General features: G+C 73.7%; 21 protein-coding genes and 1 riboswitch. Of the genes, 9 read left to right on the plus strand and 12 right to left on the minus strand.

Going from position 1 to position 23,635, the window contains the following annotated elements:
* The first annotated feature begins 51 nt into the window (after positions 1–51).
* Positions 52–840 carry a CPBP family intramembrane glutamic endopeptidase gene (locus ACGF0D_RS18725; RefSeq protein WP_392917507.1) on the plus strand — a complete coding sequence of 263 codons (789 nt, stop codon included), beginning with the start codon at positions 52–54 and terminating at the stop codon, positions 838–840.
* On the opposite strand, the gene ACGF0D_RS18730 is transcribed toward ACGF0D_RS18725, so the two are convergent.
* The 6 genes from ACGF0D_RS18730 to ACGF0D_RS18755 all read right to left on the minus strand — a co-directional run bounded on the left by ACGF0D_RS18730 (position 818) and on the right by ACGF0D_RS18755 (position 6,535).
* Complete coding sequence (locus tag ACGF0D_RS18730) at positions 818–1,345, minus strand: HAD domain-containing protein (RefSeq protein ID WP_392917509.1); 528 nt, start codon at positions 1,343–1,345, stop codon at positions 818–820. The two genes, ACGF0D_RS18725 and ACGF0D_RS18730, sit on opposite strands and share 23 nt — an antisense overlap.
* A gap of 100 nt (positions 1,346–1,445) precedes the next feature.
* Positions 1,446–2,708, minus strand: a complete 1,263-nt coding sequence (locus ACGF0D_RS18735) for an MFS transporter (RefSeq protein WP_392917512.1) — start codon at positions 2,706–2,708, stop codon at positions 1,446–1,448.
* A 71-nt stretch (positions 2,709–2,779) separates the two neighbouring features.
* A complete protein-coding gene (locus ACGF0D_RS18740) occupies positions 2,780–3,481 on the minus strand; it encodes a dienelactone hydrolase family protein (RefSeq protein ID WP_392870192.1) in 702 nt (233 codons plus the stop codon).
* An 84-nt stretch (positions 3,482–3,565) separates the two neighbouring features.
* Complete coding sequence (locus ACGF0D_RS18745; protein ID WP_392870195.1) at positions 3,566–4,978, minus strand: sugar porter family MFS transporter; 1,413 nt, start codon at positions 4,976–4,978, stop codon at positions 3,566–3,568.
* Between the two features lie 229 nt (positions 4,979–5,207).
* Positions 5,208–5,849, minus strand: a complete 642-nt coding sequence (locus ACGF0D_RS18750; protein ID WP_392870198.1) for an FMN-binding negative transcriptional regulator — start codon at positions 5,847–5,849, stop codon at positions 5,208–5,210.
* 14 nt (positions 5,850–5,863) lie between these two features.
* Positions 5,864–6,535, minus strand: a complete 672-nt coding sequence (locus tag ACGF0D_RS18755) for a pyridoxamine 5'-phosphate oxidase family protein (RefSeq protein ID WP_392870201.1) — start codon at positions 6,533–6,535, stop codon at positions 5,864–5,866.
* 34 nt (positions 6,536–6,569) lie between these two features.
* Here ACGF0D_RS18755 and ACGF0D_RS18760 point away from each other — a divergent pair, with 34 nt between their 5' ends.
* Together ACGF0D_RS18760 and ACGF0D_RS18765 are read left to right on the plus strand one after the other, a co-directional pair.
* Positions 6,570–7,907 carry an aminotransferase class I/II-fold pyridoxal phosphate-dependent enzyme gene (locus tag ACGF0D_RS18760; RefSeq protein ID WP_392917515.1) on the plus strand — a complete coding sequence of 446 codons (1,338 nt, stop codon included), beginning with the start codon at positions 6,570–6,572 and terminating at the stop codon, positions 7,905–7,907.
* 297 nt (positions 7,908–8,204) lie between these two features.
* Positions 8,205–9,407 (plus strand): GDSL-type esterase/lipase family protein, encoded by a 1,203-nt coding sequence (locus ACGF0D_RS18765; protein ID WP_392917518.1) that lies wholly within the window; start codon positions 8,205–8,207, stop codon positions 9,405–9,407.
* Positions 9,408–9,485: 78 nt separating this feature from the next.
* Here ACGF0D_RS18765 and ACGF0D_RS18770 read toward each other — a convergent pair whose 3' ends face one another.
* Positions 9,486–10,844, minus strand: coding sequence for an NAD(P)/FAD-dependent oxidoreductase (locus ACGF0D_RS18770; RefSeq protein WP_392870209.1), 1,359 nt, complete (start codon positions 10,842–10,844; stop codon positions 9,486–9,488).
* Between the two features lie 240 nt (positions 10,845–11,084).
* Between ACGF0D_RS18770 and ACGF0D_RS18775 the strand changes: the two genes are divergently transcribed.
* The 3 genes from ACGF0D_RS18775 (at position 11,085) to ACGF0D_RS18785 (ending at position 12,790) form a co-directional block, all read left to right on the plus strand.
* On the plus strand, positions 11,085–11,840 hold the full coding sequence (locus ACGF0D_RS18775) for a HipA family kinase (protein WP_392870212.1): 756 nt from the start codon (positions 11,085–11,087) through the stop codon (positions 11,838–11,840).
* Positions 11,837–12,253, plus strand: coding sequence for a DUF3037 domain-containing protein (locus ACGF0D_RS18780; RefSeq protein WP_392870214.1), 417 nt, complete (start codon positions 11,837–11,839; stop codon positions 12,251–12,253). Before ACGF0D_RS18775 ends, ACGF0D_RS18780 begins: the two co-directional genes overlap by 4 nt.
* Before the next feature lie 84 nt (positions 12,254–12,337).
* On the plus strand, positions 12,338–12,790 hold the full coding sequence (locus tag ACGF0D_RS18785; protein ID WP_392870217.1) for a MarR family winged helix-turn-helix transcriptional regulator: 453 nt from the start codon (positions 12,338–12,340) through the stop codon (positions 12,788–12,790).
* A 47-nt stretch (positions 12,791–12,837) separates the two neighbouring features.
* Here ACGF0D_RS18785 and ACGF0D_RS18790 read toward each other — a convergent pair whose 3' ends face one another.
* A complete protein-coding gene (locus ACGF0D_RS18790) occupies positions 12,838–14,967 on the minus strand; it encodes a HelD family protein (protein ID WP_392917520.1) in 2,130 nt (709 codons plus the stop codon).
* Between the two features lie 118 nt (positions 14,968–15,085).
* On the opposite strand from ACGF0D_RS18790, the gene purB reads away from it, so the two are divergent.
* The gene (gene purB, locus ACGF0D_RS18795; protein ID WP_392917523.1) at positions 15,086–16,516 is read left to right on the plus strand and encodes an adenylosuccinate lyase; all 1,431 of its coding nucleotides are present in this window, start codon (positions 15,086–15,088) and stop codon (positions 16,514–16,516) included.
* A gap of 41 nt (positions 16,517–16,557) precedes the next feature.
* Here the strand turns inward: purB and ACGF0D_RS18800 are convergent, their stop codons facing one another.
* Positions 16,558–18,099: an MFS transporter gene (locus ACGF0D_RS18800; RefSeq protein ID WP_392917526.1), complete on the minus strand. Its 1,542-nt coding sequence runs from the start codon at positions 18,097–18,099 to the stop codon at positions 16,558–16,560.
* A gap of 353 nt (positions 18,100–18,452) precedes the next feature.
* Positions 18,453–18,590: riboswitch (cyclic di-AMP (ydaO/yuaA leader) on the plus strand.
* A gap of 2 nt (positions 18,591–18,592) precedes the next feature.
* Here ACGF0D_RS18800 and ACGF0D_RS18805 point away from each other — a divergent pair.
* A complete protein-coding gene (locus ACGF0D_RS18805; RefSeq protein WP_392870229.1) occupies positions 18,593–19,588 on the plus strand; it encodes a peptidoglycan DD-metalloendopeptidase family protein in 996 nt (331 codons plus the stop codon).
* 361 nt (positions 19,589–19,949) lie between these two features.
* Complete coding sequence (locus tag ACGF0D_RS18810) at positions 19,950–21,497, plus strand: APC family permease (RefSeq protein WP_392917528.1); 1,548 nt, start codon at positions 19,950–19,952, stop codon at positions 21,495–21,497.
* Positions 21,498–21,509: 12 nt separating this feature from the next.
* On the opposite strand, the gene ACGF0D_RS18815 is transcribed toward ACGF0D_RS18810, so the two are convergent.
* From ACGF0D_RS18815 to ACGF0D_RS18825, 3 genes are all read right to left on the minus strand, one after another.
* Positions 21,510–22,229: a DUF2470 domain-containing protein gene (locus ACGF0D_RS18815; RefSeq protein ID WP_392917531.1), complete on the minus strand. Its 720-nt coding sequence runs from the start codon at positions 22,227–22,229 to the stop codon at positions 21,510–21,512.
* Between the two features lie 166 nt (positions 22,230–22,395).
* The gene (locus ACGF0D_RS18820; RefSeq protein WP_392917533.1) at positions 22,396–22,842 is read right to left on the minus strand and encodes a RidA family protein; all 447 of its coding nucleotides are present in this window, start codon (positions 22,840–22,842) and stop codon (positions 22,396–22,398) included.
* 29 nt (positions 22,843–22,871) lie between these two features.
* The gene (locus ACGF0D_RS18825; protein ID WP_392870237.1) at positions 22,872–23,621 is read right to left on the minus strand and encodes an IclR family transcriptional regulator; all 750 of its coding nucleotides are present in this window, start codon (positions 23,619–23,621) and stop codon (positions 22,872–22,874) included.
* Between the last annotated feature and the right edge of the window lie 14 nt (positions 23,622–23,635).

Below are 23,635 nucleotides of genomic sequence, written 5' to 3' on the forward strand. Positions count from 1 at the left end.
TCCGGTGGTCGGCCGACGGCCGGAGCGACCGCCCCGTCCGCTGGAGCCCCCGTGACCACCGTCCCGACCGCGCCGGAGACCGCGAAGCCCACCCGTCGGCTGCTCGGCGTGGAACTGCTGATCGTCCTCGGCCTCTCCCTCGGGGCCAGCGGGATCAGCGCGCTGATCAGCTTCACCGGTTCGCTCACCGAACCGCTCAAGCTCGGCCAGCAGGTCGCCACCCTGAACGGTTCGCGGGCGCCCCGGCGGCCCTGGCTGGACCTGGTGTGGCAGCTGTACTACATCGGGCGCGGGCTGATGCCGGTGGTGCTGGTCGGCTACCTGCTGGTGCGCGAGGGCGTCGCGCTGCGGGTGCTGGGCTTCGATCTCGGGCAGAAGCTGCGCGACCTGGGGCGGGGCGCCGCCGTCGCGGCCGCTATCGGCGGGTCGGGGCTGGCGCTCTACCTGGCCTCGCAGGCGGCCGGGTACAACCTGACGGTGGCGCCGTCCGGGCTGCCGGACGTGTGGTGGCGGGTGCCGGTGCTGGTGCTGTCGGCCTGCCAGAACGCCGTCCTGGAGGAGGTCGTCGTCCTGGGCTACCTGCTGCGTCGGGTGGAACAGTGGGGGTGGTCCTGGCCGGCGGCGGTGGCGGCGAGTTCGGTGCTGCGCGGCTCGTACCACCTGTACCAGGGGGTCGGCGGGATGGTCGGCAACATGGTGATGGGCGTGGTGTTCTGCCTGCTGTACCGGCGCTGGGGGCGGGTGATGCCGCTGGTGGCGGCGCACGCCCTGATCGACACGGTGGCCTTCGTCGGGTACGCGCTGCTGGCCGGGCACGTCAGCTGGCTGCCGACCCCCTGACCGACGGCGCCCGGCCGCGCGGCGGACGGGCGAGCAGCCGGTCGACGTGCCGGCGCTCCAGGCCCTGGCCCGGATCGACGGGCAGCAGCAGGCGGTCCCGGCGCCACAGGGAGCGGCGGACCAGGCGCGGCGGGATGACGTCGTCCACCCAGGCGAACGGCCGGCCCCCGGCGTAGCGCAGCAGTGGGGCCCACTTGGCGGCCGAGAACAGTTCCATCAGCGGGACGCGCGGGTCGCCGGGCTGCGGGACGTAGCCGGCGAGGGCGACCACCGGCAGCGGGTCCAGGCCGATCGCCGGGGCGATGTGGGTGTTGGCGTTCTCCTCCCAGGTGGTGGCCCAGACCAGGTCGTACGTTCCGGCGAGCTCGCGCAGCCAGCTGCCGTGCCGGGTGGACAGCAGGACGGTGTAGCCGAACAGGATGTGCGAGTCGAACTCGGTGTCCGGGTGCGGACGGACCGGGTTCAGGACGCCGTCGACGTCCAGGAACAGCAGTGGCTTCGGCACCGGTGGCCCCCAGAGACTCGTGGTGTTTCCCGACTGTCCGGACGACACTCGCGCGTCTCCGGTTGCTCCCGGACGGGCGCACGCCGGGCGCGCGGGGCGCTCACGGGGTGGGCGCGGGCTCACCGGCGGGCACCGGTGCGTCCGCCGTGCTCCGACGGCTCAGTCGGCGCACCTGGGGGTCCAGCAGGACGAGCGCGCTGAGCACCAGGCAGGCGGCGGCGCACGTCCAGAGCGCGCCGGACAGGCCGAGCGCCACGGCGGCGGGGCCGGCCAGGGCGGTGCCGACCGGGGCCAGCGAGTAGGAGCCGAGTTCGTCGTACGCGGTGACCCGGGAGAACATCTCCGCGGGTATCTCCTGCTGGAGCGCGACCATCCAGTTGACGCCGAAGACGGTGACGCCGACGCCGGACAGGAACATCGCGACGACCAGCAGCGGCAGCGGCACCTCGGCGGCGAGGGCCAGGGCGGGCACGCCGAACAGGAAGACCCCCCAGTTGCCGACCAGCAGGATCCGGCGCGGCCGCCAGCGCGTCATCAGCACGCCGGTGGCCACCAGGCCGACCCCGTAGGCGGACATCGCCAGGCCCCAGGCGCCCGCGCCGCCGAGCCGTTGCTCGGCGGCCGTCGGCCCGTACACCGACTCGACCGCGTTGATGCAGGCGACCAGGACGGAGAACTGGAGCACGATCACCCAGAGCCAGCGGCGGGAGGCGAACTCCCGCCAGCCCTCGCGCAGGTCGCGCAGCATGCTGCCGCCGGAGGGCGCGGGGGCCTGCTCCGGTTCCAGGAAGAAGCGGAGGGCGGCGGCGACCAGGAAGCACAGGGCGTCCAGGGCGAGCACCCAGCCGGGGCCGACGACGGCGGTGAGCGCGCCGCCGAGGGCGGCGCCGCCGATCTGGGAGGCGTTGAGGCCCATCCGGAAGACCGCGAAGGCGCGGGCGGCGTGCTCCTGGGGGACGGCCTGCATGATCATGCCGCCGGAGGCCGGGGTGTAGAGCGCGTAGCCGGCTCCGCCGGCCGCGGAGAGCGCCAGCATCTGCCAGAGCCGTACGTCCCCGGTCAGCACCAGGGCCGCCAGGACGGCCTGGGAGACCCCGCTGAACACATTGGCTGCGACCATGATCAGGTGGCGCGGCAACCGGTCGGCGAGGGTGCCGCCGACCACCAGGAGCAGCACGGTGGGTACCAGCCGGGCGGCGGTGACGTAGCCGACCTCGGCGGTGGTGCCGCCGGTGCCGAACACGGCGAAGGCGGTGGCGATGGGGGCGCCGGCGTTGCCGAGGCCGCTGATCACGGTGGCGGCGGTCTGGATGCGGAAGTTGCGGCTCGCCCAGGCGAAGCGGCGCGGAGGTGGGGTCGGCACCCGGAGACTATGCCGAAAGGTCGTACAGGTGTCCATCCCGTTGTCACACCGGAGCGCGGGCGGGAGGGGAGTCAGCCGAGGTGGCCCCGGAGGAAGGTGAGGGTCCGGCGCCAGGCGATCCGGGCCTGGAGCGCGTCGTAGGTGCCGATCAGGTTCTCGTCGTTCATGAAGGCGTGCCCGGCCGGGTAGAAGTGGATCTCCGGGCGGACGTCGGTGGCCTCGCCGATCCGGATCGCCGCCTCGTCCACGGCGGCCATCGGGATCGAGCCGTCCAACTCGCCGAAGTGGCCGAGCACGTGGGCGGTCAGGCCGCGGTAGTCGAAGTCCGGATCGGGCGGCAGGCCGTAGAACGGGACCACGGCGGCCACCTTGTCGCCGGCCCGGGCGGCCAGCAGCAGGGCGAAGCCGCCGCCCATGCAGAAGCCGACCACCCCGACGGCGTCGCCGACCACGGCGTCCAGTGAGAGCAGGTGGTCGACGGCTCCGGCCAGGTCCTCCACCGCCCGCTCGACCGGGAGCTCGCGCCTGAACCGGGCCGCCTCGGCGCCGTCGTGGGTGGTGGCGCCGCCGAACAGGTCGGGGGCGAGGACGGTGAAGCCCTCGGCGGCGAAGCGGTCGGCCATGTCGGCGATGTGCGAGGTGAGCCCCCACCACTCCTGGACAACCACCAGGCCGGGCCCGACGCCCTGCGGCGGCCGGGCCAGGTAGCCGTGCGCGGTGCGGCCGTTGCTCGGGAAGGTGACGTTCTGCCGGGATCCGCCCTGGTCAGGCATGGCTTCCTCTCGGTGGGTCGGGCCGCGAGCGGCGGGGGCCGGCGGTGCGGGCCGCCTGCGGCGGGGGCGGTGGACGGGGCCGGGTCAGCCCATCTCCTCCAGGGCGCGGCCCTTGGTCTCCTTGATGCAGAAGGCCACGAACGGGATGGAGAGCAGCGCGAAGGCCGCGTAGATGACGTACGTCGCGGAGAGGTTCCAGTCGGCGAGGTCCGGGAAGCTGACGGTGATCGCCCAGTTGGCGATCCACTGCGCCGAGGCGGCGACGGACAGCGCCAGCGCGCGGATCCGGTTGGGGAACATCTCGCCGAGCAGAACCCAGACCACCACGCCCCAGGAGAAGGCGAAGCAGAGCACGAAGACGTGCGCGGCGACCAGGGCGACGGTGGCGTGGGTGTTGTCCAGGGTGGCGGTGGCGCCTGTGCCCTCCCGGTACGAGAACGCCCAGGCGGCGGTGCCCAGCGCGGCCGCCATGCCGATCGAGCCGGCCAGGGCCAGCGGCTTGCGGCCGATCCGGTCCACCAGGACCATCGCGATCACCGTGCCGATCACGTTGATGATCGAGGTGGAGAGGCTGATCAGCAGGGAGTTGGCCTCGTTGATGCCGACCGACTGCCACAGGAAGGACGAGTAGTAGAAGATCACGTTGATGCCGACGAACTGCTGGAACACCGAGGCGCCGATGCCGACCCAGACGATCGGCAGCAGGCCGAACCGGCCGCCCATCAGGTCCTTCGCCCGGGGCTTGCGGGCGGACGACAGCACCGAGCGGATCTCCGCCACCCGGGCGTCCAGGTCCACGCCCTCGCCCTCGACCTCGACCAGCACCCGGCGGGCCTGCTCCTCGCGGTGGTCGGCGATCAGGTAGCGCGGCGACTCCGGGATGGCGAGCGCCATCAGCCCGTACACCAGGGCCGGGATGGCCTCGACGCCGAGCATCCACTGCCAGGCCTGGATGCCGCCGAGGTGGTTGGTGGACTCGCCGCCGGCGGCCTGGTTGAGCGCCCAGTTGGCCAGCTGGGAGACGGTGATGCCGAGCACGATCGCCATCTGCTGGAAGGAGGCGAGCCGGCCGCGGTAGGCGGTCGGGGCGACCTCGGCGATGTACGTCGGGGCGATCACCGAGGCGATGCCGATCGCGATGCCGCCGATCACGCGCCAGGCGGCGAGGGTCTCGATGTTCGGCGGGAACATCGAGCCGATGCCGCTGGCCGCGAACAGTGCGGCGGCCAGCAGCATCGTGCGGACCCGGCCGAGGTGGTCGGCGAGCCGGCCGGCGAGCACCGCGCCCACCGCCGAGCCGAGCAGCGCGATGGCCACCACGAACGCGGTGGTGCCGTGGCCGACCGCGAAGTGCTTCTGGATGCCCGTCACGGCACCGTTGATCACCGCGCTGTCGTAGCCGAACAGGAAACCGCCCATGGCGGCGGCCGCCGAGATGAACACCACGTGGCCGAGGTGGGCCTCGCCGGACGCCCGTTGGCTGTTGACTGAGGACACACGCGCTCCCGGGGGTGGACGGGCCCGCTCCGACGGTGAGTGGGCAGGGCTCGTCTCACATTCGAGCAGCGCCGCGGCCGACCTGCCCGAGTTGGCGGCCGACCGGGTGACCCGGAGTCAGCCGCCGGTGCGCGGCCGCCGGTGCGCGGGGCCGCCGGTGCGCGAGTGGTCGACGCGCGGGGCGTGGCCCTGGGGGGCGTCGGTGCCCTGCGGCGTTCGCGGTGCCCGGCTAGGCGGTGCGCCGTCGGTGACGGCGGAGCAGCTGGGTACGGGCGGCGGCGTACTGGTCGTGGCCGCGCCCCGGGCCGTCGGCGCGCTCGGCGAGCCGGTCGGCGATGGCGTACTGCTCCTCGGCGGGCTTCTTGTCGTCGTACTTGAACTTGGCCCGTACCTCGTTCACCGTCAGCCGGAGCCCGCGCAGCCCGGGCAGCTGCCGGGCCAAGGTGCCCTCGCCGGGCACCACCCGCACCTCCGGTGTCTCGGGCTGGAAGTGCGCCAGCTGGCGGTTGAGGATCTCCGCCTTGCCGGCCGCGGACTCCACCACCTCGGCGGTGCAGTGGAAGTGGACCGAGGCGTAGTAGCTGGTGGGCGTGCCCGGTTCGCCGCGCCAGTGGCCGGGGGCGAACGTGTAGCCGTCGGTGACCGCGAGGGTGACCTGGGGGTCGGCCCGGACGGCGGCCAGCAGCGGGTTGGGCGCGGCGAGGTGGAGCAGGATCTCGCCGCGTTCGGCGTCCAGCAGGAAGTGCGTCGGGACGAGCACCGGGCCCTCGCCGGGGCCGCCGTTGGCGGCGAGCAGGCCGAAGTCGCGACCCTCGGCCAGCCAGGCGCGCCACTCCTGCTCGTCGCCGCGGTCCCAGGATCTGATCAGCACGGGAGCTCCTCCCGTCAGCGGGGGTAGCCGCGCAGGTGCGCGGGGAGCGGGACGGCGGTGCCGGGGTGCGGCTCGGGGGTGCCGTGCACGGTGGTGACCGGGATCAGACCGGACCAGTGTGGCAGGTCGGCGTCCTCGGGGTCGTCGTCGGCGCCGTCCTCGCGGGTCTTGGCCGAGACCTCGTCCAGCTCCAGCCGGAGGACGGCGGTGGCGGCGAGCTCCTTGGCGTTGGCCGGACGGACCTCGGCTGAGCGCCCCGGAATCGCGTGGTCGACCAGGGCGGCGAGCGCGACGTCCAGCTCCTCGGGGTCGGTGACCTGGTGCGCGGTGCCGTGGGCGACCACCGAGCGGAAGTTCACCGAGTGGTTGAACGCGGACTTGGTCAGCACCAGCGCGTCGACCTGGGTGACGGTGACGCAGACCGGCATGCCCTGCTCGCCGGAGGCGTTGCGCAGCGGGCGGCTGCCGGTGGAGCCGTGGACGTAGAGCCGGCTGCCGACCCGGGCGAAGATCGTCGGCAGGACCACGGGGGCGCCGTCGACGACGAAGCCGAGGTGGCAGATGTAGGCGCTGTCGAGGATGGCGTGGATCGCCTCCTGCTCCCAGGTGGCCCGGTCCCGGTAGCGGGTGGGGGTGGTCCTCGGGGTACGGGAGTAGCTGGGCGAACCCTCCGCGCTGGCTGACATGACATCCTCTATGTACTAGTGCATAATTTGCTTTGTGCTAGGAGACTATCCGCTGAAAGGGCGACGCGCCAGCGAAATCGCGGCCCACATCGAGCAGGGCGTGAGCAGTGGGCAGCTCGCCCCCGGAACCGCGCTGCCCCCGCTGCGCGACCTCGCCGCCGAACTGGGCGTCAACCCCAACACCGTCGCCGCCGCCTACCGGCTGCTGCGCGACCGCGGCGTGATCGAGACCGCCGGCCGCAAGGGCAGCCGCATCCTGCCCAGGCCCGCCCTCACCCCGCGCGACCAGATCCGCATCCCCGTCCCGCCGCACGCCCGCGACCTGTCCACCGGCAACCCCGACCCGGCCCTGCTGCCCGACCTCGCCCCGGCCCTCGCGGCCGCCGCCGAGGCCGCGCGCACCGACCCGGTGCTGTACGGGCACGCCGCCGTCGACCCGCTGCTGCTCACGCTCGCCCGCGCGTCCTTCGAGGCCGACGGCCTGCCCGGCGGCCCGATCGCCGTCGCCTCCGGCTCGCTGGACACCGTCGAACGCATCCTCGGCGCCCGGCTGCGCCCCGGCGACGCGGTGGCCGTCGAGGATCCGGGCTGGGGCAGCCTGCTCGACCTGCTGCCCGCGCTGGGGCTGAAGCAGGCGCCCGTCCGGCTGGACGACGAGGGCCCGCTGCCGGACGCGCTGGCCACGGCGCTGGCCGAGGGCGCGCGGGCCGTGGTGGTCACCAGCCGGGCGCAGAACCCGACCGGGGCGGCGCTCACCGCACGGCGGGCCGAGGCGCTGAAGGCCGTACTGGCCGAGCACCCCGGGGTGCTGCTGATCGAGGACGACCACGGGCACGGCATGGTCGACCAGCCGTACCACTCGCTGGTCGGTGCCGACACCCGGCACTGGGCGGTGGTGCGCTCGGCGGCCAAGGCGTACGGGCCGGACCTGCGGGTCTCGGTGGCGGTCGGCGACCAGGAGACGATCGGACGGGTGGCCGGCCGGCTGCGGCTGGGTGCCGGCTGGGTCAGCCACCTGCTGCAGCGCACCGTCGCGGAGCTGTGGGCCGGTGACGCCGCGCCGGCCGATCGGGTGGCCGCCGCCTACCGGGCCCGGCGGGACGCCCTGCTGGGCGAGCTGGCGGCCCGTGGGATCGCCGCGCACGGGCGGAGCGGGCTGAACGTCTGGGTACCGGTGCCGGACGAGACCTCGGTGCTGGCGGCGCTGGTGCAGCGCGGCTGGGTCGCGGCGCCGGGCGCGCGGTACCGGATCCAGTCGCCGCCCGGGCTGCGGTTCACCACGGCGCGGCTGGAGGCGGCGCAGGCGCGGGAGCTGGCGGAGGATCTGGCGGCGGTGCTGGGGGCGGGTGGGGGCGGGTCGCGGCTGGTGTGAGTCCGGGGCGGGCGTCGGGAGCGGGGCCTCCGCGGGGCGGACGGGCGTGCGGCGGGGGCTTGAGGCGGGAGGTCGTGGGGCGGATGTGGCGGGTGTGAACCGCGGGCGGCATCCGGTCGTCGTTCGCCCGCCTGGTCTGAACCCGTCGGTAACAAAAGCGGAAACCTGCCGCAGACTCCTAGCGGCGGCCCGCGCGGGCATGTCATCTTCATCGCGCCACCGGCCGGCGGCCCACCCTCACCCAGGCGTCTTCCCGTTCCCCGATCCTCGGGAAGACCGAGCCGCAGGAGTTCCGCAGTGCCCGAGAACCGTTCGAGCATCACCCGCAGCACCCCGCGACCCGGCCGCCGGCTGCTCGCCGCAGCCCTCGCCCTCCCGCTCGCCGTCGCGAGCCTGGCCGTCGCCTCCCCGGCCTCCGCCGCGACGCCCGCACCGGCCGTCGTGCCGTCCGGGCCCACCGCCAGCGTCACGCTCGGCGACAGCTACATCTCCGGCGAGGCCGGCCGCTGGAAGGGCAACTCGGCCGGTACCAGCGGCAGCCGCAACGGCACCGACCGGGCCTGGACCGGCAGTTCGTACGACGCCTCGCGGGTCTACGGCGCCACCGCCGCGAGCGGGTGCGACCGCTCGGACGTCGCCGAGGTGCTCAGCGCCTCGACCGGGGCCCAGAACGAGATCGACCTGGCCTGCTCCGGTGCCGTCACCGCGAACGTCTTCCGCGCTTCCAACGGCGGCCAGTCCCTCAAGGGCGAGGCCCCGCAGGCCGACCAACTCGCCACCGTGGCACGGCAGAACAACGTCAAGCTGATCACCCTGTCGATCGGTGGCAACGACCTGGGCTTCTCGGACGTCATCTCCACCTGCGTCAAGGACTACCTGATCTGGTACTCCTACTGCCACGACTCCGCGCAGTCCCAGATCGACGGCCGGATGCCCGCGGCGATGGCCGGGGTCGGCAAGTCGATCGACGAGATCCGCGCGGTGATGGCCGACGCCGGCTACGCGCCGTCGGACTACCGCCTGGTGCTGCAGTCCTACCCGTCGCCGATCCCGCGCAGCGCCGAGATGCGCTACCCGGAGAGCGGCTGGACCCGCTCCAACACCGGCGGCTGCCCGTTCTGGGACGGGGACGCCGACTGGGCCCGAGACTCGATGGTGCCGCAGATCTCCCAGGCGCTGGCGGGCGTCGCCGCCGCCAAGGGTGCGCAGTTCCTGGACCTGTCGGACATGCTGCAGGGCCGCGAGGTCTGCTCGACGGCCACCAGGCAGCCGACCGCGAGCTCCGGCCCGTCCGCGACCACCAGCGAGTGGGCGCGCTTCCTGGACGGCGGGCTCAACTCCACCCAGGGCGCGCTGCAGGAGTCGATGCACCCCAACTACTACGGCCAGCAGGCGGTCGGGCGCTGCCTGACGCTGCTGTGGGCGCGCCCGAGCGGTGACTACGCGTGCCGCAACACGGCCGGGCAGGACGCGAGCGGGATGTACCTGGCCGCGCGGTGATCGTACGGTGACGGCGCGGTTCGGCGCCCCCGCGGCCGGTCCTGGCGGCGGGGGCGCCGTTCCGTCGGTCTGCCGTGCTCAGCCCTTGGCGAGCAGCGACTGGGCGTGCGCGCGGACCTGATCCTTCGTCAGGTAGGAGTCGGTGTACTCGAAGTCCCGCAGCCGGGCGGGTTGGCGGGCGAGGAATCCGATGCGGACGAACTCGTCGCCGGCGGTCGCGTTGAGCAGCCAGTTGGTGCCCACCCGGAACTTGGCCACGTTGGTGCGCATCGCCATCAGGTGGTAGCCGCGCGCCACCAGCTGCGCGGGCACGCCGCGGAGTTCCACGCCGAGCGGCTTGGAGACCGCGTCCTTGCCGCCGAGGTCGACCACCAGGCCCAAGTCCTTGTGGTAGTACGGCTCCAGGGGCTGGTTGCGGAGCGAGGCGATCACGTTGTTCGCGACCGCGCGGCCCTGGCGGGCGGAGTGCTGGGCGGTCGGCGGGCAGACCGCGCCGTCGCCCTTGGCGAGGTCGGGGACGGCGGCGGCGTCGCCGAGCGCGAACACGCCCTCGAACTGCGGCACCCGCATCTCCGCCGTCACGGCGAGCCGGCCGCGGACCGTCTCGGCGTCCAGGGTGCCGATCAGCGGGCTCGCGGCCACGCCGGCCGTCCAGATCAGGGTGCGGCAGGGGAGCACCCGGCCGTCGGTGAACTTGACCGTCTCGGCGCCGACTTCGGCGACCGAGACGCCCAGCGACACTTCGATGCCGCGGTCGCGCAGCACCTCCAGGGCGGCCTCGCCGAGCGGGTCGCCGAGTTCCGGCATCAGCTTCGGGGCGATGTCGATCAGGTGCCACTTGATCTGCCGGGCGTCCAGGCGCGGGTAGCGGTGGGCGGCGGCGGTGGTCAGCCGCTGGAGGCAGGCGGCCGTCTCGGTGCCCGCGTAGCCGCCGCCGACCACCACGAACTGGAGCCGGGACTCGCGCTCCTTCTGGTCCAGGGTGGTGGAGGCGAGATCGAGTTGGGCGATCACGTGGTCCCGGACGTAGGCCGCCTCGGCGAGCGTCTTCATGCCGCGGGCGTAGTCGGTGAGGCCGGGGATGTCGAAGGTGCGGGTGACGCTGCCCGGGGCGAGTACCAGGACGTCGTACTTCAGCGCGACCACCTCGTCGGTGATCTTGCGGACGACGCACACCTTGGAGGCCGGGTCCACGCCGATGGCGCCGCCCGGGACGATGTGGGTGCGGCGCAGCGAGCGGCGCAGCGAGACGGCCACGGACTGCGGGGTGAGGACGCCGGCCGCGACGTGGGGGAGGAGGGGGAGGTAGAGCTGGTAGCTGAACGGTGTGACCAGCGAGATCTCGGCCTCCGACGGTGACAGCTTGCGTTCGAGGCGGCGGGCGCACTCCAGACCGGCGAAGCCACCGCCCACGATCAGGATCCGAGGTCGTTCCATCGCTCATCCCTTTGCCGTGAAGGTCCCCATTTACTGTCCGCCACACTCGCACGGAGCAGCGGGGGCTGCCACCGGGGCGGGGCCGTGGGGGTGGGGAGGGAGTGGTGGGGGAGGTGGGGTCGGAGGTGCGGGGGCTGCCACCGGGGCGGGGGGTGGGGGTGGGGAGGGAAGGGAGGTGCCGGGGGGAGGTGCGGAGGTGAAGGGAGAGGAAGGGGCGCAGACACCGATAGGCTGTCGGCCGTGCTACCCGAGGTGACGGCGATCCGCTATGTGACGCCACTGCGAGAAGGCGGCTCGATGCCGGGCCTGGTCGAGGCCGACGATCGGCGGCTGTACGCGCTGAAATGGGTCGGTGCGGCGCAGGGCCGCAAGGCGTTGGTCGCGGAGGTGCTGGCCGGGGAGCTCGGCCGGCGGCTCGGGCTGCCGGTGCCGGAGCTGGTGACGGTCGACCTGGACCCGGTGCTCGCGCGCAGCGAGCCGGACCACCAGATCCAGGACCAGATGCGGGCCAGCGGCGGGACCAACCTGGGGATGGCCTTCGTCAGCGGCGCGCTCAACTTCGACCCGCTCTGCTTCGAGGTGGACCCCGAGCTGGCCGGGCAGGTGCTCTGGTTCGACGCGCTGATCGGCAACGTCGACCGCTCCTGGCGCAACCCCAACCTGCTGGTGGCGACCGGCGGGCTGCGGCTGATCGACCACGGCGCGAGCCTGATCTTCCACCACAACTGGTCCGGCGCCGCCGCCTGGATCCGCCGTCCGTACGACGCCTCCGACCATGCGCTGCTGCGCGCCCGGCCGGACCTGGCGGCGGCCGACAAGGCGCTCGCGCCGCTCGCCGAGGCGGCGATCGAGGGCGCGGTGGCGCAGATCCCCGAGGTCTGGCTGGCGGACGAGTTCGGCTTCGACTCGCCCGACGAGGTGCGCGCCGCGTACCGCGCCCAGTTGACCGAACGACTGGCCGGTCCGCGCGACTGGCTTCCGGAGGTGCCCGCATGACCGAGCCCGTGCTGTCCGCGCTGCCGGTCACCGTCGAGCTGCACGACTACGAGTACGCCGTGATCCGCGCGGTGCCGAGGGTCGAGCGCGGCGAGTGCGTCAACGTCGGGGTGCTGCTGTACTGCCGGCAGAGCTCGCACCTGGCCGCCCGGACCCACCTGGACCAGGCCCGGCTGCTGGCACTGGACCCGGTCGCGGACGTCCAGGGCGTGCGGCGGGCGCTGCACGGGATCGAGGCGGTCTGTCAGGGCGGCCCGCAGGCCGGTCCGGCGGCGGGGGACAGCCCCGGGCAGCGGTTCCGCTGGCTGACCGCGCCGCGCAGCGCGATCGTCCAGCCGGGGCCCGTGCACACCGGGCTGACCGCGGACCCGGAGGCGGAGCTGCGGCGGCTGTTCGACCAGCTGGTGCTCTGACTCCGGGGCGGTGTGAGGCGGCTCGCCGACGGTTGCCGTGGTCAAAGCTTGAGTTACTGAAGCACCTGGTCGTACGCTGACCCCATGGGTTCGACAGCGACGACGACCGTACCGACCAACGCCGAGTTGATGGAGGTGTTGGCCGCCGTCGGTGCCGCGTACTTCCAGGACTTCGCGGCGGCCGCCGCCCGGCACGGCCTCTCCTCCTCGCAGGCCAAGGCGCTGGGCGCGGTGCAGGAGCCGGTGCCGATGCGGGCGCTGGCCGGGCGGCTGGGCTGCGACGCGTCGAACGTGACCGGGATCGTGGACCGGCTGGAGTCGCTGCGCCTGGCCAACCGGGAGGCGGCGGCCGGTGACCGCCGGGTGAAGATCGTGGTGATCACGGCCGAGGGCCGGGAGATCCTGAACCGCATCCGGGGCGAGATGGCCCGGACCCACCAGGCCTTCGAGGCGATGACCGACGAGCAGCGGATCGCGCTGCACTCGATCTGCTCCCAGGTGCTGCCGGTGCTGGCCCGTACGGGCGGCGCGCAGTAGGACCCCGCGCCGCCAGTGCCGCCCGCGCCGCCCGTCCCTTGCGCCGGTCAGAGCAGCCCGGCGAACTCCGGCGGCAGCGGTCGGTGGTGGAGCAGGGTGAGTGAGCGGGTGGCCCGGGTCAGGGCGACGTAGAGGTCGCGCGGGGCGAGTCCGGCCGGCTCGACCACCACGACCGCGTCGAACTCCAGCCCCTTGGCGTTCGCCACGGTGAGCGCGTCCAGTTCCGCGGCCAGGGCGTCCGGTGCGATCACGCCCAGGGTGCCGGGGCCGGCGGGCAGCCGGGTGAGCGCGGCGGCGAAGTCGCCCTCCGGGACGTGGACGGCGCGGGGTCGCTCGGTGCCCGGGCGGATGGACTCGGGCGGCCGGTGGCCGGGTGCGGCGGCGCGCAGCACGGCGGAGGCGAGGGCCATGAAGGGCTGGGGCGTACGGTAGTTGACGGTCAACCGCTCCTCGCGCCAGCGGCCGGGCAGGTGCGGGTCGAGCATCTCGGCCCAACTGCGGGCGCCGGCGGGGGATCCGGTCTGGGCGAGGTCGCCGACGATGGTGAGCGAGTTGGTCGGGACGCGCCGCAGGACGGCGCGCCAGGCCATCGCGGACAGCTCCTGGGCCTCGTCCACGACGACGTGGCCGTAGGCCCAGGTGCGGTCGGCGGCGGCGCGTTCGGCGGTCGAGCGGTACGGGCCGTCGTCGCGGAAGCGCCCGGCCAGCGCGGCGGAGTCCAGCAGGGCATCGCCGGTCTGTCCGGTGATGGTCAACACGCCCTGGGCGAAGGCCAGTTCGTCAGGATCCTGGTCGGTAGCGGCGGATTCCCTTGCCGTACCGAGGAGTTCGGCGGCCTCGTCGAGCAGTGGGACGTCCTCGACCGTCCAGCCGGAGCCGGGCGGGCGGAGCAGGGCGGCCGCGTGTTCGGGGGTCGCTGTGGTGAGCAACTCCCGGTCGGTGAGCAGCCGTTCGAGCAGCTGTTGCGGGGTGAGCCGGGGCCAGAGCGGGTCGAGGGCGGCGCGGACGTCCGTCCGCTCCCACAGCTCGCGCGGGGCGTAGTGCGCCTCCTCGTCGTCGTAGGGGCGGCCTAGGGTGAGCGCCTGGGCGATGGCGAGGGCGTCGAGCAGGGTGCCGAGGAAGAAACCGCGGGCCCGGTTGTGGGGCAGCCGCAGGCCGCGGGCGGCGTCGCGGGCCTCGGCGCAGGCCCGGGCGGAGACCTTCAGCCCCTCGCCGAGGTCCAGGCCGTCGGCCGGGGCCGTCTGGTGGGCGGCAAGGGCGCGCCGGAGCACCCCGGCCATCCAGGGGCCGCCCTTGGCGAAGGCGGTGGCGGGGGCGTCGGTGCCGGTGGCGGTGACGCCGGGGAGGAGTTCGCCGACGGTGCGCAGCACCACCTCGGTCTCGCCGAGGGCGGGCAGCACCTCGTCGATGTACCGCAGGAAGCCGGGGTTGGGGCCGATCACCAGCACGCCGCGGCGCTCCAGCGCGGCGCGGTGGGTGAACAGCAGGTAGGCGGCGCGGTGCAGGGCGGCCAGCGTCTTGCCGGTGCCGGGGCCGCCCTGGACCACCAGGGCGCCGGGCAGCGGGGAGCGGATCACCCGGTCCTGCTCGGCCTGGATGGTGGCGACGGCGGTGCCCATCCGGCCGGTGCGCTCGCGGCCGAGGGCGGCGAGCAGGGCGGCCTCGCCGACCAGGCCGCGCCGGCCGGACTCGTCCAGTCCGGCGAGGTCGAGCGCCTCGTCGTCCAGTCCGGTGAGGGTGCGGCCCCGGGTGTGCAGGTGGCGGCGGCGGACCACGGAGCCGGGGTGGGCGGGGGTCGCGGTGTAGAAGGGGCGGGCGGCCGGGGTCCGCCAGTCGGGCAGCAGCGGTTCGTACGCCTCGTCGGTCAGGCCGGTGCGGCCGATGTAGTGGACGGTGCCGTCGCGCTCGTCGAGCCGGCCGAAACACAGGCCGCGCTCGACCGCGTCCAGCCGGGCGGCGTGACGGGCGGCCTCGCGGGCGCGCACCTCGCGTTCCAGCCGGGCCTGGTGGGTGCCGCCGGGCGCGGCCTGGTCGTGGGCGCCGTCGGCGGTGCGGCGGGCGCGTTCGCGGACGGCGTCCAGTCGGGCGTAGAGCCGGGTGAGACGGGCCTGCTCGGTGCGCAGGGCCGCGGCGAGGGCATCGCCGGGGTTCCCCGTGGCCGCTGGTGCTTCGCTCATCGATGTGATATCCTGGCGGTGAGGAGGCTTTGAAGTGTCATCTGAAGGGCGCTCAATTGACCCAGCCTACCCCATCCGCCGACGTCCGGCGTGACCTCGGCTGTTACCCTTGCGAAGCGTGAGCGCGAAGCCCCAGATCCCCAATGTCCTGGCCTCCCGGTACGCCTCGGCGACCCTGGCCCAGCTGTGGTCCCCCGAGCACAAGGTGGTCCTCGAGCGCCACCTGTGGCTGGCCGTCCTGAAGGCCCAGCAGGACCTCGGCGTCGAGGTGCCGGCGACGGCCGTCGCCGACTACGAGCGGGTGATCGACCAGGTCGACCTCGGCTCGATCGCCGCCCGTGAGCGGATCACCCGCCACGACGTGAAGGCCCGCATCGAGGAGTTCAGCGAGCTCGCCGGGCACGAGCAGATCCACAAGGGCATGACGTCCCGGGACCTGACCGAGAACGTCGAGCAGCTCCAGATCCGCCAGTCCCTGGAGCACGTGCGGGACCGCACGGTGGCCGTGCTGGTGCGTCTGGCCAAGCTGTCCGCCCAGCACTCCGAGCTGGTCATGGCCGGCCGCTCGCACAACGTGGCCGCGCAGGCCACCACCCTGGGCAAGCGGTTCGCCTCGATCACCGACGAGCTGCTGGTCGCCTTCCGCCGCCTGGAGGAGCTGATCGCCCGCTACCCGCTGCGCGGGATCAAGGGCCCGGTCGGCACCGCCCAGGACATGCTGGACCTCCTCGGTGGGGACACCGAGAAGCTCGCCGAGCTGGAGCGCCGGGTCGCCGGGCACCTCGGCTTCGACCACGTGCTGACCAGCGTCGGCCAGGTCTACCCGCGCTCGCTGGACTTCGAGGTGCTCACCGCCCTCGTCCAGCTGGCCGCCGCGCCGTCCAGCCTGGCCAAGACCATCCGCCTGATGGCCGGCCACGAGCTGGTGACGGAGGGCTTCAAGGAGGGCCAGGTCGGCTCCTCCGCGATGCCCCACAAGATGAACACCCGCTCCTGCGAGCGCGTCAACGGCCTGGCCGTCATCCTGCGCGGCTACGCCTCGATGACCGGCGAGCTGGCCGGCGACCAGTGGAACGAGGGCGACGTCTCCTGCTCGGTGGTGCGCCGGGTCGCGCTGCCGGACGCGTTCTTCGCCTTCGACGGCCTGCTGGAGACCTTCCTGACCGTCCTCGACGAGTTCGGCGCCTTCCCCGCCGTGATCGAGGCCGAGCTGGACCGCTACCTGCCGTTCCTCGCCACCACCAAGGTGCTGATGGGCGCGGTGCGCGCGGGCGTCGGCCGGGAGACCGGGCACGAGGTCATCAAGGAGCACGCCGTCGCCTCCGCGCTGGCGATGCGCGCCGGCGCCCGGGAGAACGAGCTGCTGGACCGGCTGGCCGCCGACGAGCGGATCCCGCTGGACCGGGCCGCCCTGGACGCGCTGCTGGCCGACAAGCTGTCCTTCACCGGCGCGGCCGGCGCCCAGGTCGCCGAGGTCGTCCGCCAGGTGGAGGCCGTCGCGGCCGCCTACCCGGAGGCCGCCAAGTACGCGCCCGCCGACATTCTCTGACGGGTGGCATTCCCTGACGGGAAGCGCCTTCTGACGTAGCGTCAGCCCTTGGGTGAGGGCCCCGCCGCCGGACCGGTGGCGGGGCCCTCGCGCGTCACGGGGACGTGGCCCGGGTCGAGCGGCGGGGCGGTGGGCCCGCACGGCCAGTCGCAGTTCGGCTCGGCCACCGGCTGCTCCTCGGGGGCGAGCACGTTGCCCCGTACGGTCGCGGAGGCGATCAGCCCGCCGGCGACCAGCAGGCCCGCGCAGATCAGCATGGCGGTGTGGAAGGCGGCGTCGACCGAGGAGGGCACCCGGTAGGCGTCGCCGCTCAGCCCGGCCAGCGCCGGCAGGGCGGCCACCGCGAGCAGGCCGGCCGCGCGGGCGGCGGCGTTGTTGACCCCGCTGGCGATGCCCGCGTGGCGGACCTCGACGGCGGCCAGCACGGTCGCCGTCAGCGGTGCGACCAGCAGCGTCATGCCGCAGCCCAGCACCGTGACGGCGGGCAGCACGTCCACCCAGTACGAGGAGTCCGGGCCGATGCGCAGCATCAGCAGCACCCCGGCGGCGCACAGCATCGGGCCGACGGTGAGCGGGATGCGCGGGCCGATCCGCTTGCCGAGGCGCCCGGCACGGGCGGACAGCAGCAGCATCAGCACGGTGATCGGCACCAGGGCGAAGCCCGAGACCAGCGGCGAGAACCCGGACACGATCTGGAGCTGCACCACCAGCAGGAAGAAGACGCCGCTGAACGCCGCGTACACGCACAGGGTGACCAGGTTCACCGCGGTGAACAGCCGGGAGGAGAAGAGGCCGAGCGGCAGCATTGGTTCGGGTGCGCGGCGCTCGACGGCCACGAAGGCGACGCCGAGCGCCACCCCGATCACCCCGCTGACCCAGACGGTGGGGGACAGGCCCTCGCCGGCCGCGGTCAGCGCATAGGTGATCGCGCCGAGGGCGAGGGCGGCGAGCACGGCGCCGAGCACGTCGAAGCGGCCGGAGGCGTCCTTGTCCCGGCTCTCCGGCACCGACCGGGTGGCGACGGCGATCACGGCGGCGGCGAGCGGCAGGTTCAGCAGGAAGATCCAGCGCCAGCCGGGTCCGTCCACCAGCCAGCCGCCGAGGAACGGGCCGACCGCGGCCGACACCCCGCCCAGGCCGGACCAGAGGCCGACCGCCGCCGAGCGGTCGTCAGGGTGGAAGACGGCCTGGAGCATGGCGAGCGAGCCGGGGGTGAGCAGTGCTCCGCCGATGCCCTGGACGGCGCGGGCGGCGATCAGCACGTGGATGTTCGGTGCGGCGGCGCAGGCGGCGGAGGCGATGGCGAACCAGACCACGCCGATCAGGAAGACCTTGCGCCGCCCGTAGCGGTCGCCCAGTGCGCCGCCGAGCAGGATCAGGCCCGCCAGGGTGAGCAGATAGGCGTTCAGGGTCCATTGCAGGGACGCGAGGGAGGCGCCGAGGTCGGCGCCGATCCGGGGCAGGGCGACGTTCACCACGGTGCCGTCGAGCATCGCCATGCTGGAGCCGAGCACCGTCGCCAGTAGTACCCAGCGGCCCTGCGCGGTGCTCAGGCGCAGGGTGCCGGCCTCTGAGGTGGCCACGGGCGAATCCTGCGCTGCCGGGGCGCACGTGACAAGGGTCACCGGTGGGTGTGTTGACGGTGGGCGGGGTGTGAGTAGGCGGCTGCGCAGCGTCGCGGATCTCGGCGCAGGGTCGTGGATCAGTGGCGGGGGGTGAATGGATTGTGTACGGATCGTGGGCTCCGGCCTGCGGAGGGTCACCGGGGGAGGGGGAATGGTTGCGCTTTCAAAGATCGACATTGCTTCACCCGAACGGATGGGTTTTAGTTCAGCGACCGCCCGGCCAGTCCGGACGGATCCGCCGGGTGGAACGCCGAGTCCTGCCGCTGCCCGGTGGTTCGAAACGAACTCTGTACGGCAGGAGCGGGGGACCCACAGGTAAGTCGCCGGACCGGAGTTCGCGCCTCAGGGCGCGGGCGTCCAGGACCGGCTAGGGGTGAAGCCGCGCATGCGGCCGGGCAACTCCAGCCCGAACCCGACAGCTCACCTCGCAGGCGTCGGAGAGGAAACTTCCATGCCTGCTCAGGCTCGTCGTATCGCCCTGCCCCGCGCCGCCCGCATCGGCATCGCCACCGCCGTCACCGGTGTCTCCTTCGCCCTCCCGCTCGTCACCGCGATGAGTGCCCAGGCCCACACCGCTCCGGCCGCGCCGGTCGCGCAGGCCGCCGCCTCCGCCGGCGCCGAGTCGGCCGCTCCGGCCGCTGCTCCGGCCACCGCTCCGGCCGCCCGGGCCGCGCAGGAGAGCTACCGCGTCGTCAGCGGTGACACCCTGTCCAAGATCGCCGAGGTCAAGAACGTCGAGGGCGGCTGGCACGCGCTGTACGAGCGGAACCGCTCGGTCGTCGGTGCCAACCCGAACCTGATCTTCGCCGGCCAGCAGCTCGCGCTGCCGGGCCACGCCGTCGCGCCGTCGGCCGACTCCGCTCCGGCGAAGCCCGCCGCCCCGGCCGCCCCGGCCGCTCCCGCGACCCAGGCCGCCAAGGCGCAGGACCAGGTTCAGGTGCGGACCGAGGTCGCCAAGCCGTCCGCGCAGCTGCAGACCCAGCTGCAGGTCGCCACCCCGGCCCAGGCCGTGACCGCCACTCCGGTCGCCGCCGCCACCTCCGGCTTCGTCGCCCCGCTGGCCAACCCGAGGCTCGGCACCGCCTACGGCGTGGCCGGCTCGATGTGGGCCTCCGGCCACCACACCGGCCAGGACTTCGTCGCCTCCACCGGCACCCCGCTGCGCGCCATCGCCAACGGTGTCGTGGTCAAGGCCGGCAACGGCGGCGCCTACGGCAACGAGGTCGAGATCAAGCTCGCCGACGGCCACTACGCCGAGTACGCGCACCTCTCCTCGATCGGTGTGAGGATCGGTCAGGCCGTCACCGTCGGCCAGCAGATCGGCCTCTCCGGCGCCACCGGCAACGTGACCGGCCCGCACCTGCACTTCGAGATCCGCAACGGCTCGGAGTACGGCTCGGACATCAACCCGGTCGCCTACCTGCGCGCGCACGGCGTCGCGCTCTGACCCACGGCTGAACTCCGAGGGTTTCCGGAACCACCGTCGCTGCGGGGCGAAACGATCCTCCGGGATGGTCATGTCGGGTGACCGCTCGACCGGGTGATCGCCGCACGGCGGACATGGGCGCGGGACACGCCCAGGCCGGCCCGGCCGTACGAGGACTCCTCGTGCGGCCGGGCCGGCCACTGCCGTTTCCGCGCCGCCCGGCTGTTCCCGGGTTCGTTCGGACGGGTCGAACGCGGCGTCAACTCCGGTGTCACGGAGGGGTTCGGGAGCATCGCCGGGTGGCCGCGGCACGTCATGCTGGCGGACGGTCAGCGCCCGGTCGGTCCGGCCGGGCGGGCGGGTCCGGAGGCGAGGAGGGCGGATGGCGGTCCGGAGTGGGGGCGTGGCGGGGAGGACGGCCGGCCGGGAGCGACCCGGGGAGGACGGGGTCGACCGGCTGAAGGCCGATTCGGTCGGCCTGGTCGGCGTGGTGTTCATGGCGCTCGCCACCGCCGCCCCGATCACCGCGATGACCGGCAACCTGCCGATCATCGTCGGGCAGGGCAACGGCGTCGGCGCGCCCGCCGCGTACGTCGTGGCGACCGTGGTGCTGACGGTGTTCTCGGTCGGCTACGTGGCGATGGCCCGGCACATCACCGCGGCCGGCGCGTTCTACGGCTACGTCTCGCACGGGCTGGGCCGGGTGGTCGGGATGGCCTCGGGGCTGCTCGCGGTGCTCGCGTACGTCGTCACCGAGGCCTCGGCCCTCGGCTTCTTCGCGTACTCGCTGCGCGGGCTGGTCCGTTCGCAGCTGGGGGTGGAGCTGGGCTGGGGCTGGTACGCGCTGTCCGGGGCGGCGGTGATCGGGGTGATGGCCTGGTTCGACCTGCACCTGACGGCCAAGGTGCTCGGGGTCGCGCTGGTGCTGGAGATCGGGGTGCTGAGTGCGGTCTCGTTCGCCGTGCTGTTCTCCGGCGGCGGCCCGGACGGGATCGTGCTCGCGGCCGTGAACCCGCTGAACGCGCTGAGGGGGGTGGGGAGTTCGGCGGCCGCGGCGGGGCTCGGCCTGTTCTTCGCGTTCTGGTCCTGGGTGGGGTTCGAGTCCACCGCGATGTACGGCGAGGAGTCCCGCGACCCGAAGCGGGTGGTGCCGCGGGCGACGCTGGTGTCGGTGATCGGGGTCGGGCTGCTCTACGTCTTCGTGTCCTGGATGATCGTGTCCGGCAACGGGGTCGAGCGGGCGATCGCGGTGGCGAACGGCGCGGTGCCGGGCAAGGACGGCAACAGCCTGTTCTTCGACCCGCTCGGCGCGCACCTGGGGGCCTGGGCGGTGAAGGTGTTCCAATGGCTGGTCGTCACCGGCTCGTTCGCCTGCGCGATGGCCTTCCACCAGTGCGCGGCCCGCTACCTGTACGCGATTGGGCGGGAGGGGCTGCTGCACCGGGGGCTCGGCCGCACCCATCCGCGGCACGGCTCGCCGCACGTCGCCTCGGTGGTGCAGTCGGTGATCGCGGTGGGGCTGGTGGCGGGGTTCCTGGCGGCCGGGATGGACCCGTACGCGCACCTGTACACGCTGCTGGCGCTGCTCGGGACGATGGCGATCCTGGTCGTGCAGACGCTCTGCTCCTTCGCCGTGGTCGGGTACTTCCACGTGCGGGGGCGGCACCCGGAGACCGCCCACTGGTTCCGGACGCTGGTCGCGCCGCTGGTGGGCGGGGTGGCGATGGCCGGGGTGGTGGTGCTGCTGGTGCTCAACAAGGACGCCGCGGCCGGGGCGGCGGCGCACACGCTGCTGTTCCGGCTGATCCCGTACCTGGTGATCGGGGTGTTCGCGGGCGGGGTGGCGCTGGCGCTCGCGGTGCGCCGGTGGCGGCCGGAACTGTACGTGCGGATCGGGCGGGTGGTGCTGGAGGACGCGGTCGAGCGGTGACGGGACGGGGGGTCAGTGCCGGTGGACCGGCAGGCCGTACTGGGCGGCGGCCAGCAGCTCGTGCATCCGGTGGCCGAACTCCTCGGTGTCCCGGGCGGGTTCGGAGAAGACCAGGCGGACGTCGCGGTGACCGTACGGGTGGTCCAGGCGCAGCACCAGGCCGTGGCGGTCCAGGGCGAGCGGGCGGACCTCCGGGCCGTGGACCAGTACGGCCGGGTCGAGCAGGCGGGTGAGGACGTCGAGCGCCTCGGCGTGGTCGTCGGCGAAGTGGGTGAGCATCGCGGCCTCGTGCCGGGCCATCGGGTCGGGGACGGCGACGGCGAGGTCGGCGGCGGTGACCGCGCCGGTGCCGTACGGGGTGGCGAGGACGGCGTGGGCGACGTCCACCCGCAGGTGGACGCTGAGGCCGTCGTCGGCGAGGTGGGCCAGGTGCAGTCGGCCGGCCAGGGTCAGGCGGGCACGGACCCGGTCGCGGACGGCGACGGGGGAGACGTCGGTGACGTCGAGGACGACGGCGAGGCCGTCGGTGGCGCCGGCGGCGGCCGCGGTGAGCGGGTCGTCCAGGGCGGTGCGCAGCCGCAGCCGGGAACCGTGGACGGAGACCGGGGTGTCCAGGTGGTGGTGCTCGCCCAGGGCTCGGACGGTGAGCGAGGAGGTCGTGCTGAGCAGGCTGTGGATCCGTTCGGCGGTGGTGGGCTCGGGGGCCTCGGTGTCGCCGGTGGGCAGGCTCATGGGCGGACCTCCAGTTAGTTAGGTGAGCCTAACCTAATGTCCGACTGGAGGTGTGGCAAGCGGGCGATCGGGGTGTGGTGGGCGGGTGGTCGGGGGCGTGGCGGCCGGACAGGCCGAAGGGCCCGGACGCGCGGCAGGCGTCCGGGCCCTTCGGGGGCGGGGGCGGTCAGCCGACCACGGCCTGGGCGTCGATCTCGACCAGCATCGGCTCCTGCGGAAGCTCGACGAAGACGGTGGTGCGGCACGGCTTCACGCCGCCGGGCTTGATGTTCTCGTCGATGAACTCGGCGTAGACCTCGTTCATCAGCGGGAAGTCGGCCCGCTTGGTGAGGTACACGCGGAACATCACCACGTCCTCGATGGTGGCGCCGCCGGCCTCGACGATGGCCTTGACGTTCTCCAGCGTGCGGCGGGTCTGCGCCTTCACGTCGCCGTGGTGGAGGTACTCACCGGTGGCCGGGTCCTGCGGGCCCTGGCCGGAGACCTGGAGGATCGGGCCCTTGCGGACGCCCTGGGAGAACATCCAGGCGGGGGCGGGGGCGCCGTCGGTGCGGATCTCGACCTTCCTGTCGGTCCGGGAGTGCTCGTCGGTCTGCGGGTGCTCGGAGGACATCGGGTTCCTTTGCTGTGCTTGACGGTTCGTCAGTTGTGGTCGGGGCGGCCGCAGTCGGCCGAGACGGCGCGGGTGGTGGCGAGCAGCTGGGGGAGCAGGTCCAGCACCTGCTCGTACGGCAGGACCATGTCCGGGACGGAGATCGAGGCGGCGGCGACCACCCGTCCGCTGGCGTCCCGGACGGGCGCGGCCACGCAGTTGATGAAGGCCTCGTGCTCGGCGTGGTCCTGCGCCCAGCCCTGGGCGGCGACCTTCTCCAGCTCGGCGAGCAGCGCCTCGGGCGTGGTCAGGGTGCGCTCGGTGTGCGGGGTGAAGTCGATCCCGGCCACCACCCGGCGCCGCTCGGGCAGCGGCAGGTCGGCCAGCAGCACCTTGGAGACGGCGGCGCTGTGCAGGGCGGCGCGCAGGCCGATCCGGGAGTACATCCTGACCGGGTGGCGGGAGTCGAACTTGTCGATGTAGACCACCTCGCCGCCCTCGTACGCGGCCAGGTGCACGGTCTGGCCGGTGGCGGCGTTCAGCTCGGCCAGGTGCGGGGCGGCGATCCGGCGCACGCCGCGCTGCTCCAGGGCCAGGCCGGAGAGTGCGAAGAGGCCGGCGCCCAGGTGGTAGCGGTAGGCCACGTCGCGATAGACGAATCGTTCCTCTTCGAGGCTCTGCAGCAGTCGGAGCACGGTCGTCTTGTGGACGCCGAGCACCTCGGCGAGCTGGTCGAGGGAGCGCTCGCCCTCGCCGAGCTCGGCGAGGATGCGCAGCGCGCGGGTGACGGTCTGGCTCATCGTGCTCCGCTTCG

Origin of the sequence: Kitasatospora sp. NPDC048298, assembly GCF_043201465.1 — a bacterium.
GTDB lineage: Bacteria > Actinomycetota > Actinomycetes > Streptomycetales > Streptomycetaceae > Kitasatospora.

What these genes read in the sequence shown, in the direction of transcription:
- ACGF0D_RS18805 (WP_392870229.1), top strand. Translation starts at nt 18,593, where the DNA reads ATGCCTGCTCAGGCTCGTCGTATCGCCCTGCCCCGCGCCGCCCGCATC.
- ACGF0D_RS18815 (WP_392917531.1), bottom strand. Translation starts at nt 22,229, where the DNA reads ATGAGCCTGCCCACCGGCGACACCGAGGCCCCCGAGCCCACCACCGCC.
- ACGF0D_RS18820 (WP_392917533.1), bottom strand. Translation starts at nt 22,842, where the DNA reads ATGTCCTCCGAGCACCCGCAGACCGACGAGCACTCCCGGACCGACAGG.
- ACGF0D_RS18780 (WP_392870214.1), top strand. Translation starts at nt 11,837, where the DNA reads ATGACCGAGCCCGTGCTGTCCGCGCTGCCGGTCACCGTCGAGCTGCAC.
- ACGF0D_RS18790 (WP_392917520.1), bottom strand. Translation starts at nt 14,967, where the DNA reads ATGAGCGAAGCACCAGCGGCCACGGGGAACCCCGGCGATGCCCTCGCC.
- ACGF0D_RS18785 (WP_392870217.1), top strand. Translation starts at nt 12,338, where the DNA reads ATGGGTTCGACAGCGACGACGACCGTACCGACCAACGCCGAGTTGATG.
- ACGF0D_RS18825 (WP_392870237.1), bottom strand. Translation starts at nt 23,621, where the DNA reads ATGAGCCAGACCGTCACCCGCGCGCTGCGCATCCTCGCCGAGCTCGGC.
- ACGF0D_RS18810 (WP_392917528.1), top strand. Translation starts at nt 19,950, where the DNA reads ATGGCGGTCCGGAGTGGGGGCGTGGCGGGGAGGACGGCCGGCCGGGAG.
- ACGF0D_RS18740 (WP_392870192.1), bottom strand. Translation starts at nt 3,481, where the DNA reads ATGCCTGACCAGGGCGGATCCCGGCAGAACGTCACCTTCCCGAGCAAC.
- ACGF0D_RS18755 (WP_392870201.1), bottom strand. Translation starts at nt 6,535, where the DNA reads ATGTCAGCCAGCGCGGAGGGTTCGCCCAGCTACTCCCGTACCCCGAGG.
- ACGF0D_RS18770 (WP_392870209.1), bottom strand. Translation starts at nt 10,844, where the DNA reads ATGGAACGACCTCGGATCCTGATCGTGGGCGGTGGCTTCGCCGGTCTG.